Origin of the sequence: Celeribacter baekdonensis, assembly GCF_900102315.1 — a bacterium.
Lineage (GTDB): Bacteria > Pseudomonadota > Alphaproteobacteria > Rhodobacterales > Rhodobacteraceae > Celeribacter > Celeribacter baekdonensis.
The window spans coordinates 69,122-83,775 of sequence record NZ_FNBL01000004.1 but is presented as its reverse complement, the minus strand read 5'-3'; the positions used below and the strand labels follow the sequence as shown (position 1 = coordinate 83,775).

Sequence of the window (14,654 nt, the reverse complement as noted above, 5' to 3'; positions counted from 1 at the left end):
TTAGGCTTCCTGATTTGCATCAGAGGCTACAGGGTCAGTGGTAAATGTAGAATGAGCGAGGTCAAATGCCTTTCGCATCACGGTCGGTAAATCCGAGGCGCGAAACGCGTTTTGACCTCTGAGCGCATAGGTCTCCAGCGCGCCGTCAACCTGATCCGCGCGATGGACGGTTAGAATCAGGTGGAAATGGGTGAACGTGTGACGCACCTCGCCGACTTCTGTCCAAGCGCCCTCAAACGGCGCGACCTTTGGATGCGCCTCTCGCCAATCTGTGCCCGGCCATCCCAACATTCCGCCCAACAAGCCTTTGTCAGGGCGTGTTTCCAAAACCCATTCCCCACGCGTCGTGCGCGCGACATAGGCATGTCCATGGCGCGTGGGTTTGGGCTTTTTGGGCGTTTTCTGCGGGAATCGAGCCTGATCTCCGACTTTGCACGCCGCACAAAACGCCATCCATGGGCAAATCCCGCAGGCCGGAGATTTCGGCGAACAGATCGTCGCGCCAAGGTCCATGATCGCCTGCGCGTAATCTCCCGGACGCTCTTTTGGTGTGAGCGTTTGTGCCAAGGCGGTCAGTTCCGGTTTTGCCGCAGGCAGGGGTGTTTCGAGGCGAAACAGCCGCGATGTGACCCGCTCCACATTGCCGTCCACCACCGTTTCCGGCAGATCAAAAGCGATCGACGCAATCGCCGCCGCCGTATAAGGCCCCACGCCGGGCAGCGACAAAAGGCCCTCTCGGGTTTTTGGGAACACCCCGCCATGCTCGTCGCGGATCACCCGCGCACATTTTAAAAGGTTGCGCGCACGGGCATAATACCCAAGCCCGGCCCATTCGCCCAAAACCCGTTCATCTTCGGCATTGGCAAGCGCTGTGACCGTCGGCCAAAGCGCAGTAAACCGTTCAAAATAGGATTTCACCGCCGCAACCGTCGTTTGTTGCAACATGATTTCTGACATCCAGATCCGGTAAGGATCGGGTCTGATGCCAGCCTTGCGATCCTGCGGCGAGACACGCCATGGCAAGTCGCGCGCATGGCGATCATACCAGTCCAAAAGCGTGTCGGTCATTTCCAGTTGTTTCATTGCGTCACGCAATCTTTAGCTCGTGTCATCGGGTTTGTTGTGGCGCGTTTCGCCAGTGGCTCTACAATAGGGCAGACAATCAGATAGACCAGTCGGGAAACCATGGCAGACGTTCAGACACGCGCAAAACGACGCAAACGGGGGTTCGAGAGAACCTCCGGTCTGTTGCAATCAAAGATTCGCGAGGCAACAGAAGCGCGTGGATTCTCTGAGACCCGGCTTTTGACCCATTGGGAAGACATCGTGGGGGCGCAAACCGCCGGGATGTCGCGCCCGATCAAGGTCTCTTACGCCAAAGGCGGATTTGGCGCGACGCTCACGCTTTTGACCACCGGGGCCTTTGCGCCGATGGTTCAGGCCGAAGTGCCGAAAATTCGCGAGCGGGTGAATGCGGTCTATGGCTACAACGCGATCAGCCGCATTCATGTGACGCAAACCGCGCCTACGGGATTTTCCGAAGGGCGTGTGGCCTTTTCGATGCCGAAACATGATCATCGACTGGTGATCACAGAGGATGCGGCTGAAGAGGCCAAATCCATGTCAGAAGGTGCGCAGGACGAAGGTCTGCGTCGCGCCTTGGAGAAATTCGCAGGCACATTCTTGAGCCGCCAAAGCACGCAAACGAAGGAAGACAAATGAACCGACGCATTTTTATGATCACGACCGCCATGGCGGCCCTTGGTGTTGGAGGGGCTTTCTTGTTGAAACCATCCTCTTCGGTGACGAATTTCGTTGTGACACCCGCCAATGCTCAGGACGTGGCAGAGGTCGATACGTCGGCCATCTCTGATCTGGTGATTGGCAGTGCTGATGCGCCGATTGAGATGATCGAATACGCGTCCTACACTTGCCCGCATTGCGCCAATTTTCATAAGTCCGTGTTCGAGCCTTTGAAAAAAGACTACATCGACACCGGCAAGGTGCGTTTCACCTACCGCGAAGTGTATTTCGACAAATTCGGCCTGTGGGCGTCCATGGTGGCGCGCTGTGGCGGAGAGATGCGGTATTTTGGTGTTCAGAAAATCCTCTACGATGAGCAAAAGGATTGGATTGCGGGCGGCAAAGACACGATGGAAATCGTTGAGAACCTGCGCAAGATCGGCAAGCGTGCGGGGCTGACCGACGAGGACCTTGATGCCTGTCTCAATGACGGCGAAATGGCCGAAAAGCTTTTTGCCAAATTCACCAAAGAAATGGCCGAATACGACATCGATTCCACGCCGAGCTTGGTGATCGACGGTGTGAAGCACAGCAACATGAGCTATGCCGATCTCAAGGAGATTCTGGACGCAAAGCTGTCCGAAGTCGGCGCACCTGCCGACGCCGAAAAACCAGAAGAATAATAGTCTAATCCAGCCCAAGACGGGTCAAATGCCCGTCAATCTCTGTCCAATCCGCAAGCTCCAAGCGCACGGGCAAAGTGACCACTTTTAAGCGAAAGGCGCGGGGCAAACGCACCGCGTCTTTTTCTGTGGTCACAAGTTGCGCATTCAAGGCCAGCGCCTCAACCTCAAGCCGTTTCATCAGTGCCAATGACAGCGGTTGATGGTCCTTCAGGGCCTCAGCCCGCAACAGATCCGCCCCCAACTCCCGCAGGGTTTGAAAGAACTTTTCGGGATGACCAATGCCCGCAAAGGCCAAGGCGCGAAGGCCCTGCCAATCCATCCCTGTCGGCAGTGGTGCGAGCCTCGCCACGGCGCGTGGAATCGACACCGATCCAGCCCAATCGCTCGAAAACCGGTCCTGCGCGCGGGTGTCGCCAATGGAAATCAATACATCTCCCCGCGCCATCCCGGCAGCAACGGGTTCTCGCAACGGACCACCTGGAATCACGCGACCATTGCCAAATCCGCGCCAGGCATCGACCACGATCAGGGTCATATCTTTCTGCACCGATGGGTTTTGCATCCCGTCATCCAAAATCACCACATCCGCCCCCGCAGCCTCGGCGGCTTTGACGCCTGCGGCGCGGTCTTTGGCGACCCAAGTCGGCGTGAAAGCGGCTATCAAAAGCGGCTCGTCACCTACATCATCGGCGCGGTGTGTGCGTTCGTCCACGCGCACCGGTCCCTGTAGTGTCCCGCCATATCCGCGCGACACCACATGGGGCGAATACCCGCGCCCGATCAGCCGTTGCACGAGGGCGATTGTGGTCGGGGTCTTGCCCGTCCCACCAGCATTGATATTGCCAACGCAGATCACAGGGATGCGCGCACGATAGCCCGATTGTGCCACCCGCCGCGCTGTTGCGCGCGCATAGAGTGCGGAGAGGGGGGCCAAAAGCAGCGCTGGCCATCCGGGTGCATTTTGCGGGTTGGACCAAAACAATGGCGGCTTCATGCGCTGATCCTTTCGCGCAGATCGAGAAAATCCTGAACCAAATCCGCCACGTGATCCGTAACTTCGGCGCCTGAAGAGGCCACATCCCATGCCGCTTGCGCCATCAATGCGGCTTGATCAGGCGACAAAAGCCGCTCGACCTCTTCACCCAGAGCGTAGCCGTCGCGAACTTTACGGGCGGCTTTGCCGGTAGATAGGGTGTCATAGGCAGCTTTGAAGTGACTTACATAGGGTCCATGGAGAATGGCAGATCCCATAGCGGCCGCGCCATAGGGGTCAATCCCGCCCAGTTGTGTGAGAGACTGTCCAAGAAAGCTGACCGGGGCGGTGCGATACCAAATTCCACCACTGGAGTGGGGCACGATGATGACTTGCGCGACTTCGGAGATCGCTTTCTCTGTCGTCAGGAGACAGACGGTGAGGCCCGCCTTTTCCAACTGCGCAATGACCTGTGTTTCGGTGGCGGAATCGGACAAAGACAGGATGAGTAAAAGCCTGTGCGCGCGTCGCAACGCCCGCTTGTGCGCCCGGATCACTTCGCCCATTTCTGCGGTGTCTACATGTGCGGCAAACCACACAGAGCGGGTGCCGATCTCGGCCACACGCCGGGTCAATTCAGCCTCATCATAAGAGGGTGCAATTCCGCCTTCTTCAAGCAGACCCAGCGCTTCGATTTGATCGGGGTCAACCCCGGCTCGCCGCCAAGCAAGCGTGGCCGCAGCGTTGGCTGTGATGACATGGTCAAAACAGAACAGTACAGCGCCGCGCAAACCGGGGATGTGTTGGTGAATTTCCAGAGTGGGTGTGCTTTTGACGGCGTCGATGGACAGGCACTCGACGCCTCTCTCTTGTGCCGCTTGGATCAAGGCGGGCCTGAATTTGCCCCCGATCCAAATCAGACAATCCGGGTCCCAATGGGTCATGAACCGGCGAATGATGCCCGCGCCTTCTTCGGGTGCCGCGGTGATCGTACACCCGTCCGGGAGCGGCCCGGTCGGCGGCGTCACGTCAGCGCCCAAGGTGATCAAGCTGGCGGTGTCCGGGCGGTCTTCGGCCAAGCGGGCATAGAGTTCCATGGCAGGACGCAGAGCCGCTTGGGTGCCTGCATGAAGCCAAACCAGTTCCCCCTTGGCGCGCGGCGGTAGCTTATGTGCAAGTCTTTGATCAAACTCAGTTTCTGACAGAACGTTTGTTGTTTGAAGTCGCGACAAACGTTCGGTGATCCGGCTTTCGGATCGCCCCATTAGGGTCCTGTAAAGGAGAAAGGAAAGGGCTTTGGCCATGCGGCCTGAACCTCACTCTCCGAGTTCTTCCGTGGCCGAAGCCACGACGTCTTCGTCACGCAGACGATGCAGATGGGCAATGAAATACCGCATATGTGCGTTGTCCACGGTGCGCTGTGCTTCGGATTTCCAGGCGTTATGCGCGGTTTCGTAATTTGGAAAAATTCCGACGATGTGAATATCATCGACATTGCGGAAGACCGTTTTGGACGGATCGACAAGCTCGCCGCCGAACACAAGATGAAGTCTTTGAACCATGGTCTCTCTCCGTTTTGCTTGGCCGCACCCTAGCCCAATGGCGGGGAGGGTCAAGCGGTGCAGAAGTATTGCCCAAATCTTAGGCGCGAGACTGCCAATTTGGGCATTGTGGCGGGGCTTCTGTTCCCCTTCTGTGGGCTGGGTGCCATGATGGGAGTATGTTGAAAGACCCCAAGATTGCCCCGCGTCTGATCGTGTTTTCCGATCTTGATGGCACTTTGCTGGATCATGAGAGCTATGCGTGGGACCCGGCCCGCCCCGCGTTGGATCGGATGCGCGCGCTGGGTATTCCGCTTGTTTTGGCCAGTTCCAAAACAGCCGCTGAAATAGCTGACTTGCGTTCTGATCTTGGGTTCGGGGACGCGCCAGCCATTGTCGAAAACGGCGCGGGCGTGTTGGAACCGGGCGGTGACGCGACAGTGGATCGAAGCGCGCATAGTGCGATTCGCGCGGCACTTTCCGATCTCGACCCCGATCTGCGTCGGTGTTTCACGGGCTTTTCTGACTGGACGATACACGAACTTGCACAGCAGACAGGCCTGCCTTTGGATCAGGCCAAATCCGCCGCGCGACGACAGTTTTCTGAACCGGGGCTCTGGCGGGGAACGCCGGAGCAGCGGGCCATATTCGAGACAAATCTGGCGCAAAAGGGCATTTTTGCCCGGCAAGGCGGGCGGTATCTCACCCTCTCCTTCGGTGCGACCAAAGCCGACCGCATGACCGAGATTGTGGCACGCTTCGATCCCAAACCTGTCACCATGGCGTTGGGGGATGCGCCCAATGACGTTGAAATGATCCGTGCCGCGGATCACGGCGTTGTCGTGATGAATTCACACGGGCCGGGTCTACCAGCGCTTGAGGTCGCGGGTCGGATCACGCGGACGGTAGAACCGGGTCCAAAAGGTTGGAACACTGCGGTGCTGGATCGCATCGCACAGCTCTACACAGAGAGAGGATGACAGATGGCTGATTTTCATCAGGGCGGGCGCGTTGCAACGCTTCACAATCTCCGGCTGAACACCGCAGAGGACCTCAACCGCGAACTCAACGCATTTGCCACCTCACGCAAGATCACCCTCATCCTGCCCTCGTTGTTTTCCGAACTCGAAGGCGACGCGCTTCCCAACATCATCGACGAGCTCAACAAGGTCGATTTCATCCACCGCATCGTGATCGGATTGGATCGCGCCACCGCAGAGCAGTACCGTTACGCTTGCCAATTCTTTTCCAAACTCAAAGCCGATCATGTGGTGCTATGGAATGACGGCCCGCGCCTGTCCACTGTCGATAAGCGGCTTCAGGCGCTCGATCTCTCTCCGTCCGAACCCGGTAAGGGGCGCAATGTGTGGTTTTGCCTTGGTTACACCATCGCGCGTGCCGACAGTGCCGTGATCGCGGTGCATGATTGCGATGTTGTGACCTACACGGCCGAAATGTTGGCGCGGCTGGTCTATCCGGTGGTCAACCCGACCTTCCCCTATCAAATGTCCAAAGGCTTTTATCCGCGAGTCGCCGACGGCAAACTCAATGGCCGCGTCACCCGCCTTTTGGTCACGCCGATGATCCATGCTTTGGCCAAGGTGCTCGGCCCCCGCGAGTATCTCGATTTCCTCGCCGATTTCCGCTACCCTTTGGCGGGCGAATTCGCCATGCGCACGTCTATTTTGCCGGATATGCGTATCCCGTCTGATTGGGGACTTGAGATTGGTCTGTTGTCCGAAGCTTGGCGCAATCTCAGCCCGCGCGCCGTCTGTCAGGTCGAAATCTCGGATCGCTATGATCACAAACATCAGGATCTGAGCGAAGAGGATGCGAATGCCGGCTTGTCGCGGATGTCTGTCGATATTTGCAAGGCGCTTTACCGCAAACTTGCCGCCGATGGCACGGTGTTCTCAGAGGAAATCTTTCGCTCGATCAAAGCCACCTATTATCGCGGCGCGCTTGATCTGATTGAGACCTATTTCAACGATGCGCGGATGAACGGGCTGCATGTGGATCGCCATATCGAAGAGAAGGCGGTCGAGCTTTTTGCCAATAACATCATTCATGCGGGCAATGTGTTCCTCGACAATCCGATGGAAACGCCGTTCATCCCGAATTGGTCGCGTGTGCATGCTGCCGATCCCGACATCATCGCGTCGATGACGCGGGCCGTGGCGGAAGATATGGAAGAGTATAAATAAAGCGTTTCGGGACAAACGCGTGAGTCACGTTTATCGCGAACCGCTTTAAGCCAAGTTTGGGTCTATTTCAGCCGGGAAAGAATGCCATTGGCCAAGGCCGGACAGCCCGCCACAATCCCATCGAGTTTCGGCGTAGACTGATTGAACAGGGGTGTTTTGCCGCGCTGGTCGGTGACCTGCCCACCAGCCTCGGACACGATCAAACTGCCCGCCGCCACGTCCCATTCCCATGTGCCTCTGAGCGAAAACATCGCATCATACCGACCCTGCGCCACCAAGGAGAGGCGATAGGCCAAGGAGGGCCGGAATTTGTGAACAAACTTCGGCGCGCCGCCGATCCAGTGTTCGTCGCTGAGGTGTTGCCCCGTGGCCAAAACCCGCGCGCCGTCCAGATCACAACGCTGGCCCGTGCGCAGCGGTTCGTCATTAAGCCAAGCGCCATCGCCTTTGATCGCGGTAAAAAGACGGTCGCGCAGCGGCAAATAGACCGCTGCGGCGATCACCTCTCCCTCTTCGGCAATCGCCAAAGAATGTGCCCAATTGTCGTCGCCATGGATGAAACTGCGGGTGCCATCAATCGGATCGACGATAAAGACGCGGGCCTTGCCAAGGCGCTCTGACGTGGTGTCCACCGTTTCCTCGGACAACCAGCCGTAGTCGGGGCGCTCAGACAAAAGATATTCGTGCAACATCCGGTCCACGGCCAAATCGGCCTCGGTCACCGGACCTTGCCCGTCGCCCTTGTCCCAAACCTCCGGGTTGGCTTTCCAATAGGGTCGGGCGATCTCTCCCGCATTGCGCGCCGCCTCGATCAAAAGTTCAAGGTCGTCAATCGCCAGCAAGTGTCATCCCTTCCACCAAAAGCGAGGGGACGACGCGGCTCAGATGCAGACGCGCGTCATTGGCCGGGATCAATGTGCCCAACATCTCGCGCAGGTTTCCGGCGATGGTGCATTCGTTGACCGGATAAGCGATCTCGCCATTCTCAACCCAAAACCCACTGGCCCCGCGCGAATAATCGCCTGTTGTGGGATTGATCGAGGAGCCGATCATATTGGTGACCAAAAGTCCGGTGCCCATGTCGCGGATCAGGTCTTCGCGGCTTTGGCTGCCTTGGGTCAGGGCGATGTTGGAGGGCGATGGTGACGGGACTGAGGACACGCCGCGTGCCGCGTTGCCGGTGCTCTCCAAGCCCAGTTTGCGTGCAGTCGCCAAGTCCAAAATCCAAGACGCCAAGCGTCCGTTTTCCACCAAGGCGCGCTTTTGTGTGGCCAAGCCTTCGGCATCAAACAGGCGCGAGGCCGAGGTGCGCGCCCGGTGTGGGTCTTCGATCACCGAGAGCGAGGGCGGCAAGACACATTCGCCCATTGCATCACGCAGCCAGCTTGAGCCACGCGCCACCGAGCTTCCATTGATTGCGGACAAAAGATGCCCGATCAGGGAGGCGGCAACGCGTTCGTCATAGAGTACGGGGTAGGCACCGGTTTTCGGTTTGCGTGGTCCCATCCGATCCAAAGTGCGCTCTGCCGCAATCCGCCCGATCTCTTCGGGGCTGGGCAGATCCGCGCCAAAAATCCGCCCCTCGCCGCAATAATCGCGCTCCATTCCTGTGCCTGTCCCGGCAATGGCGACACAGGAAATCATCCGATCCGTGCGGCTATATCCACCGCTAAACCCGTTCGTTGCGGCCATATGGATGCGTCGCTTGCCGTAGGCTGCGGCGGCTGCATCGACCTGTGAAATGCCTTTAACCGCCAGCGCTGCGGCTTCGGCGCGCAGGGCATCGTCTTTCAATTGTTCGGGGTTTGGCTCGTCAGACGGATCATAAAACTCCAATGCGGAGGCATCGGTAAGGTCGGTGATTTGCGACGGATCGGCCAGGCCTGCGGTGGGGTCTTCGGGGGCGAGGCGGGCCATTTTGACCGCCCGTTCTGCCATGGTCACAAGCGTCTCAGGGCGCGTATCAGAGGCCGACACACTGGCCTGACGCCGCCCGATCAACACCCTGAGGCCAATGTCCACACCCTCAGATCGTTCCGCATGTTCAAGTGCACCTTGCCGGACATTGATCGACACCGACGTGCCATCAATCGCCATCGCATCAGCGGCGTCTGCGCCCGCGGCTTTGGCCGCCTGTAAAAGCGCCTGCGTCAGATCGGAAAGGTCTTGGGCCATGGGAGTTCCTTTGCTGTCCCTGCGTTTGTTTTGGCGCGCGGGTCTGTCGTCTATGTCATGAGTTAGGCCGCCCGCACCCAAAGCGCAAGCGGCCCAAAGAATGCGTCGCCAAAGATAACTCAGAACGGCAAGGGTTGACCGTTGGCCAAGATCGCACCGTCTTCCGTCATCTCAAGATCAGAGACCAATTCACCCTCTTCGTCGCCCGGAAGGGTGAACATGCCAAGCATCATCTGCGCCATCGTGGATTCTTCTTGCGGCAAAATCCCCGAGGCTGTGAGCTTATTGATCAGGTCTGGCACCCCTTTGAGGTTCAGCGACATCGTACCTGCAAAAGGCGGCATGCCACCGGGCATGGCGGGTTCTTTATCCAGAAACTTTCCAGCCCCGGAGCCCGCAATCGTGGCCCCCGCGAGCGAGAGGAAAATCTCAGGGATTTCAACGGTGTTGACCGCCATACGCGGGGGGCTGTCTGGCCCTATGTTTTCGAGGGCCTTGAGGTCAAACAAATCCATTTTGTTGGTCAAAGTGCCCGCAAAATGCAGTTTCAGCGTCGCCGGATCATGCGGCAATTGGTTGGTCGGGTCCGCGATCATCCATGCAAGGTCCGGCAATGCCAGCTCCTCAAGCCCAATTTCAAGCTCATAGGGCTGCGGCGCATCTGCGGCTTTGAACGGAAATAAAACCCCGGCTGTCATGGACGCAAGGCCAAATTGAACCTGCTGACCGGGGATTTGTGCGCCGGCAACGGACACCAACATGTCTTTTGCATTGATCTTATAGCCAGCCGCACCGCCTACTAAAGTAAAGTTCAATGTGGTCGGCCCACTGGTCGATGTCAGCTCCATGTCACCACCCGCCTCATCGCCGGACACCCGCATCAATGCCGTGCTCGCGCCGGAGGACAGATCAATGTCCATGGACGATCCGCCGATCAAAGTTGCAAACGCATCCGCACCTTTTTCACCGGACAAGGACATCGTGCCAGAACCGCGCAAATCGGTTGCGCTGGTGGCCATTTCGACTGTCGTGCCATCGGTTTCGAACGGCTCAAACCCATAGGTCATCCGGGTCGCGGTAAAGTCCATATCCGAAGACAAAGCATCGCCATCGCGCAGTACGGTGTAGCTGCCAACGATCCCTTCGATCGACATGTCAACGCCGGGTTGGATGGTAACGCCTTCTACAATCGAAGGCGCGCCTTTCATCGTCATGGAGCCGCCGTCCATCGTATAGCGCATGTCGTCTTTCACGCCCGACACCTCGGTGACGCCGCCTAAGGTCGTGTCGACGCGGGTCTCATAGCCGGGCGTGTCCAACACCGGGTTGGCGGGGACACGGCTGATCGAGGTGATCGGCGCAGCGTATTCGATGCCAACCTTGCCGCCCGACAGGGCCTCAAAGCGAATTTCAGGAACGGTTGAGGTCGATGTTATGGGGCCTGCCGGGTTGGGGATGTCCATGCCATACACCATGTTGCGCACAACCAAAGTGTCGCCCTCGCGGCTTTCTTCGGCGGTGATGTCCATGCCCATTGCGGCCATCATGGATTGATAATTCTCCCACACCTCTTCGGGTGTGACATCGGCAAATGCTGGGACCCCAATCAAACAGGTCGAGCTGAGAAAAGTTGCAAAAAGTGTGAAACGCATCAGAAGACTCCTAACAGATGCGCGCACAGTTTCGTGATTTGTCGGCTGGGTCAAGACTGGAACCTTGCGCATCAGCCCCCTAAAGTCACCCGCGAACATAGGAGAGCAGGTCATGTTGGATTTAACCGGAAAAATCGCGCTTGTGACAGGCGCCAGCCGTGGCATCGGCGAAGCCACCGCGCGGCTTTTTGCCGATGCAGGCGCGAAAGTTGCCCTGCTCGCACGCTCAGAGACCGACATTTGTCGCATCGCGGATGAGATCGGAGAGGCGGCTCTCGCCGTGCCTTGCGATGTCGCGTCCTATGAGGATGTTGATGCTGCGTTGAGCAAGGTCGGAACCACTCTCGGTCCCGTCGATATTCTGATCAACAACGCGGGTGTGATTGACCCGATCTCGCATCTGAGTGAGGCCGATCCGATTGCCTGGGGACAGGTGATCGACATCAATGTCAAAGGCGTGTTTCACATGATGCGCCGTGTTGTCCCGTTGATGGTGGAGCGTGGTGGCGGGACGGTTCTGACCATCTCGTCGGGGGCGGCCCATAATCCGGTCGAGGCCTGGAGCGCGTATTGCACCTCCAAAGCCGGGGCGGCCATGCTCACATCCATGCTCGATCACGAAGAACGCGGCCATGGTATTCGCGCCATGGGTCTGTCGCCCGGCACCGTTGCAACCCAAATGCAGCGGGACATTAAAGCCTCTGGTGTAAACCCGGTCAGCCAACTTGACTGGTCGGTCCATATCCCCGCTGATTGGCCTGCGCGTGCTCTGCTTTGGATGTGCGGACCAGAGGCGGATCTTCATTTGGGACAGGAACTGAGCCTGCGCGATGACGCGTTTCGCCGCATATTGGGATTGATCACATGATAGACCTGAAACAAGATGGCGCGTTTTGGGTTGTGACCCTAAACCGGCCTGAAAAGGCCAATTCCCTCACTTCTGAGATGTTGTCACGTCTGATTGACATTGCCGATGAGGCTGAGGGGGGCGCCAAGGTTTTGGTCCTCACCGGCGCGGGCAAAGTGTTTTCTGCCGGGGCCGATTTGGACGAGGCGCGTGCGGGTCTCGCCACCTCGCCGTTGTGGGAAGAGCTGTCTGGCCGCATCGCCGCGCTGCCCTGTCTCACCATTGCCGCGTTGAACGGTACGCTGGCGGGCGGGGCTTTTGGGATGGCTTTGGCCTGTGACATGCGGATTGCGGACCCGGCGGCGAAATTCTTTTACCCGGTGATGAAGCTGGGCTTTTTGCCGCAACCGTCCGATCCAAAACGGTTGGCCAATTTGATTGGTCCTGCACGGGCCAAAATGATCCTGATGGCCGGGCAAAAAATCACCTCTGAGGAGGCGCTGTCTTGGGGGCTTGTGGATCGTTTGATCCCCGCCGCCGATCAAGTGGAGGCCATCGTCGCCCTTTCTGAGGCGGCGCTGGCCGCCAGTTCTGATCATATCGCAGGTATCAAAGGTTTGATCCCCGCGTGACGGCGCACACCCAAATCGACGCGCTGATTGTGGGCGCTGGCCCGGCGGGGCTGATGGCCGCAGAGGTGATCTCTGCGGCGGGTTTTTCCGTGATCGTGGCGGAGGCCAAACCGTCTCCGGCGCGTAAATTTCTCATGGCGGGGAAATCGGGTCTGAACCTGACCAAAAACGAACCACGCGCGCCGTTCCTCGCCGCCTATGATCCCATCCCCGACACGCTGCGCGAGGCGTTGATGGAGTTCGGCCCCAAGCAAGTGATCACATGGGCCGAGGGGCTTGGCCAAGAGATGTTCACCGGCTCCTCGGGTCGGGTGTTCCCGAAGGTGATGAAGGCTTCGCCTCTGTTGCGTGCATGGCTGTCGCGGCTGGACGCGCAGGGCGTTGATCTGCGTCGAAACTGGCGTATGACCGCCCTCGGCGATGCGGTGTGCTTTGACACCCCGGAAGGCCCGGTACAGGTCAATGCGAAAACCGTCGTTTTGGCGCTTGGTGGGGCGAGTTGGGCCAGATTAGGGTCGAATGGGGCGTGGCTGGACCTTGTGTCTCCCTATGTCGCACTGGCGCCTTTCATGGCTTCCAATGTCGGGATATTGCGCGATTGGAGCCCGCATATGACCCGCCATTTTGGCGCACCACTCAAAGGCGTGTGCCTGACCTCGGGGGCGTATTCGACGCGCGGTGAATGTGTGATTTCGGCGCGTGGGATTGAGGGTGGCGGTGTTTATGCGGTCACGCGCGGATTGCGCGCGGGCGCGCCTTTGCGGATTGATCTCTTACCGGACTGGTCGGAAGAGCGGGTAAAACAGACCCTGATCCAGCGTAAATCAAAAGAAACCCTCACCACATTCCTCAAACGCGCCTTCCGTCTCCCGCCGGAAAAGATCGCTTTGATGCTGGAATGCGCCGGGCCAAAACCCACCGATCTTTATGCGGCTCTCAAACATCTTGAGATCACGGATATTCGTCTTCGCCCGATGGACGAGGCGATTTCCACTGCAGGCGGCGTGTGCTTTGACAGTCTTTCCGATGACCTCGCCGCCAAGCCCCGCCCGGACTTGTTTTTCGCGGGCGAGATGTTGGATTGGGATGCGCCGACGGGCGGCTATCTTTTGACTGCGTGTCTTGCCACCGGACGACTGGCCGGACAGGGCGCGATCAAAGCTCTTTCATAACCTCGGCGGCGATCTCAAAGGATTTGAGTCGTGCCGAGTGATCGTGAATATTGCCCGCGATGATGATTTCATCTGGCTCGTATCGCGCGATCATCGCGGCCAATTGATCCCGCACCATCGGTTTCGTTCCGGTGGCGGAAACGGCAAAAATTGCCTCAAGCTGTGGCAAAAACTGACGCGGCACGACGCTTGCCACGTCTTTGACCGGGCGGGGCAATTTGCCCGGTTTGCCCATGCGCAGATTGGCGAAAGTCTGCATCATCGACGAGCGGATAAACAGCGCGTCCTCTGCCGTGTCAGCGGCAAACACATTGGTTGCCAACATGAAATGCGGTTTTTCGAGATGCTCGGAGGGTTGAAACATCCCGCGATAAATCTCAATCGCCTGTTCCAGCGCCGCCGGGGCAAAATGCGAAGCAAAGGCATAGGGCAGGCCCAAAATGGCGGCCAATTCGGCGCCATAGGTCGACGAGCCCAGCATCCAAACTGGCACATGGGTGCCCGTGCCCGGAAAGGCGCGCACCGCCGCGGTCTCCGGCATATCTCCGAGATAGGCGATCACCTCCTGAACATCCTGCGGGAAGGTTTCGCCATTGGCATGTCCGGGCGTCAGGTTGCGCCGTAGCGCCCGTGCCGTTGGCATATCCGTGCCCGGCGCGCGCCCAAGGCCCAGATCAATCCGATCGCCATAAAGTGCCTGTAACGTGCCAAAGGCCTCCGCCACCTGCAAGGGCGCGTGGTTCGGCAACATGATCCCACCAGAGCCGATTCGCATGGTTTTGGTGGCGTTGGCGATATGGCCAATCACCACTGCCGTCGCCGCAGAGGCGATCCCCGGCATGTTGTGGTGTTCGGCCAACCAATAGCGATTGTAGCCCCAGCCTTCGGCATGTTGTGCCAGATCGACACTGTTTTTCAACGCATCAGAGGTGGGTGTGCCATCGGGCACGGGGGCGAGGTCGAGAAGGGAATAGGGGATCATGTGCGGCTCCTTTCCTCAGCATGTGGGGCATGTCAGAGCTGGTTCCA

General features: G+C 58.5%; 15 protein-coding genes. 7 read left to right on the top strand and 8 right to left on the bottom strand.

Annotated features, from left to right (window positions below):
• On the bottom strand, window positions 1-1,083 hold the full coding sequence (gene mutY, locus BLT54_RS08920; protein ID WP_074643793.1) for an A/G-specific adenine glycosylase: 1,083 nt from the start codon (window positions 1,081-1,083) through the stop codon (window positions 1-3).
• Between the two features lie 102 nt (window positions 1,084-1,185).
• On the opposite strand from mutY, the gene BLT54_RS08915 reads away from it, so the two are divergent.
• Window positions 1,186-1,722 carry a DUF721 domain-containing protein gene (locus BLT54_RS08915; protein WP_074643790.1) on the top strand — a complete coding sequence of 179 codons (537 nt, stop codon included), beginning with the start codon at window positions 1,186-1,188 and terminating at the stop codon, window positions 1,720-1,722.
• Window positions 1,719-2,426 carry a DsbA family protein gene (locus BLT54_RS08910; RefSeq protein WP_074643787.1) on the top strand — a complete coding sequence of 236 codons (708 nt, stop codon included), beginning with the start codon at window positions 1,719-1,721 and terminating at the stop codon, window positions 2,424-2,426. Before BLT54_RS08915 ends, BLT54_RS08910 begins: the two co-directional genes overlap by 4 nt.
• Window positions 2,427-2,430: 4 nt before the next feature.
• On the opposite strand, the gene lpxK is transcribed toward BLT54_RS08910, so the two are convergent.
• From lpxK to BLT54_RS08895, 3 genes are read right to left on the bottom strand one after another with little or no spacing between them, the layout of a single operon-like run.
• Window positions 2,431-3,423 carry a tetraacyldisaccharide 4'-kinase gene (gene lpxK / locus BLT54_RS08905; RefSeq protein ID WP_074643784.1) on the bottom strand — a complete coding sequence of 331 codons (993 nt, stop codon included), beginning with the start codon at window positions 3,421-3,423 and terminating at the stop codon, window positions 2,431-2,433.
• On the bottom strand, window positions 3,420-4,667 hold the full coding sequence (locus BLT54_RS08900; RefSeq protein ID WP_074643781.1) for a 3-deoxy-D-manno-octulosonic acid transferase: 1,248 nt from the start codon (window positions 4,665-4,667) through the stop codon (window positions 3,420-3,422). The genes lpxK and BLT54_RS08900 overlap by 4 nt, the downstream gene beginning before the upstream one ends.
• A gap of 51 nt (window positions 4,668-4,718) precedes the next feature.
• Window positions 4,719-4,964: a DUF4170 domain-containing protein gene (locus tag BLT54_RS08895; protein ID WP_009570555.1), complete on the bottom strand. Its 246-nt coding sequence runs from the start codon at window positions 4,962-4,964 to the stop codon at window positions 4,719-4,721.
• Window positions 4,965-5,122: 158 nt separating this feature from the next.
• On the opposite strand from BLT54_RS08895, the gene BLT54_RS08890 reads away from it, so the two are divergent.
• Both BLT54_RS08890 and BLT54_RS08885 read left to right on the top strand, forming a co-directional pair.
• Entirely contained in the window at window positions 5,123-5,923 is an 801-nt protein-coding gene (locus BLT54_RS08890; RefSeq protein WP_074643777.1) for an HAD-IIB family hydrolase, read from the top strand.
• Window positions 5,924-5,926: 3 nt separating this feature from the next.
• Window positions 5,927-7,147 carry a glycosyltransferase family protein gene (locus tag BLT54_RS08885; RefSeq protein WP_074643775.1) on the top strand — a complete coding sequence of 407 codons (1,221 nt, stop codon included), beginning with the start codon at window positions 5,927-5,929 and terminating at the stop codon, window positions 7,145-7,147.
• Between the two features lie 62 nt (window positions 7,148-7,209).
• On the opposite strand, the gene BLT54_RS08880 is transcribed toward BLT54_RS08885, so the two are convergent.
• From BLT54_RS08880 to BLT54_RS08870, 3 genes are all read right to left on the bottom strand, one after another.
• Entirely contained in the window at window positions 7,210-7,989 is a 780-nt protein-coding gene (locus BLT54_RS08880) for a 3'(2'),5'-bisphosphate nucleotidase CysQ (RefSeq protein ID WP_074643772.1), read from the bottom strand.
• Entirely contained in the window at window positions 7,976-9,322 is a 1,347-nt protein-coding gene (locus BLT54_RS08875; RefSeq protein WP_074643770.1) for a TldD/PmbA family protein, read from the bottom strand. Before BLT54_RS08875 ends, BLT54_RS08880 begins: the two co-directional genes overlap by 14 nt.
• A 119-nt stretch (window positions 9,323-9,441) precedes the next feature.
• Window positions 9,442-10,974, bottom strand: a complete 1,533-nt coding sequence (locus BLT54_RS08870) for a hypothetical protein (protein ID WP_074643767.1) — start codon at window positions 10,972-10,974, stop codon at window positions 9,442-9,444.
• Between the two features lie 112 nt (window positions 10,975-11,086).
• Here BLT54_RS08870 and BLT54_RS08865 point away from each other — a divergent pair, with 112 nt between their 5' ends.
• From BLT54_RS08865 to BLT54_RS08855, 3 genes are read left to right on the top strand one after another with little or no spacing between them, the layout of a single operon-like run.
• The gene (locus tag BLT54_RS08865; protein ID WP_176832856.1) at window positions 11,087-11,842 is read left to right on the top strand and encodes an SDR family oxidoreductase; all 756 of its coding nucleotides are present in this window, start codon (window positions 11,087-11,089) and stop codon (window positions 11,840-11,842) included.
• On the top strand, window positions 11,839-12,453 hold the full coding sequence (locus tag BLT54_RS08860) for an enoyl-CoA hydratase/isomerase family protein (protein ID WP_074643765.1): 615 nt from the start codon (window positions 11,839-11,841) through the stop codon (window positions 12,451-12,453). Before BLT54_RS08865 ends, BLT54_RS08860 begins: the two co-directional genes overlap by 4 nt.
• Window positions 12,450-13,625, top strand: coding sequence for a TIGR03862 family flavoprotein (locus BLT54_RS08855; RefSeq protein ID WP_074643762.1), 1,176 nt, complete (start codon window positions 12,450-12,452; stop codon window positions 13,623-13,625). The genes BLT54_RS08860 and BLT54_RS08855 overlap by 4 nt, the downstream gene beginning before the upstream one ends.
• On the opposite strand, the gene BLT54_RS08850 is transcribed toward BLT54_RS08855, so the two are convergent.
• Window positions 13,609-14,607 carry an LLM class flavin-dependent oxidoreductase gene (locus tag BLT54_RS08850; RefSeq protein ID WP_176832855.1) on the bottom strand — a complete coding sequence of 333 codons (999 nt, stop codon included), beginning with the start codon at window positions 14,605-14,607 and terminating at the stop codon, window positions 13,609-13,611. The two genes, BLT54_RS08855 and BLT54_RS08850, sit on opposite strands and share 17 nt — an antisense overlap.
• Window positions 14,608-14,654 lie beyond the last annotated feature (47 nt).

Excerpts from the sequence above, each read along its gene's own strand:
- mutY (WP_074643793.1), bottom strand. The coding sequence starts at position 1,083 with ATGAAACAACTGGAAATGACCGACACGCTTTTGGACTGGTATGATCGC.
- BLT54_RS08915 (WP_074643790.1), top strand. The coding sequence starts at position 1,186 with ATGGCAGACGTTCAGACACGCGCAAAACGACGCAAACGGGGGTTCGAG.
- BLT54_RS08910 (WP_074643787.1), top strand. The coding sequence starts at position 1,719 with ATGAACCGACGCATTTTTATGATCACGACCGCCATGGCGGCCCTTGGT.
- lpxK (WP_074643784.1), bottom strand. The coding sequence starts at position 3,423 with ATGAAGCCGCCATTGTTTTGGTCCAACCCGCAAAATGCACCCGGATGG.
- BLT54_RS08900 (WP_074643781.1), bottom strand. The coding sequence starts at position 4,667 with ATGGGGCGATCCGAAAGCCGGATCACCGAACGTTTGTCGCGACTTCAA.
- BLT54_RS08895 (WP_009570555.1), bottom strand. The coding sequence starts at position 4,964 with ATGGTTCAAAGACTTCATCTTGTGTTCGGCGGCGAGCTTGTCGATCCG.
- BLT54_RS08890 (WP_074643777.1), top strand. The coding sequence starts at position 5,123 with ATGTTGAAAGACCCCAAGATTGCCCCGCGTCTGATCGTGTTTTCCGAT.
- BLT54_RS08885 (WP_074643775.1), top strand. The coding sequence starts at position 5,927 with ATGGCTGATTTTCATCAGGGCGGGCGCGTTGCAACGCTTCACAATCTC.
- BLT54_RS08875 (WP_074643770.1), bottom strand. The coding sequence starts at position 9,322 with ATGGCCCAAGACCTTTCCGATCTGACGCAGGCGCTTTTACAGGCGGCC.
- BLT54_RS08870 (WP_074643767.1), bottom strand. The coding sequence starts at position 10,974 with ATGCGTTTCACACTTTTTGCAACTTTTCTCAGCTCGACCTGTTTGATT.
- BLT54_RS08865 (WP_176832856.1), top strand. The coding sequence starts at position 11,087 with ATGTTGGATTTAACCGGAAAAATCGCGCTTGTGACAGGCGCCAGCCGT.
- BLT54_RS08860 (WP_074643765.1), top strand. The coding sequence starts at position 11,839 with ATGATAGACCTGAAACAAGATGGCGCGTTTTGGGTTGTGACCCTAAAC.
- BLT54_RS08850 (WP_176832855.1), bottom strand. The coding sequence starts at position 14,607 with ATGATCCCCTATTCCCTTCTCGACCTCGCCCCCGTGCCCGATGGCACA.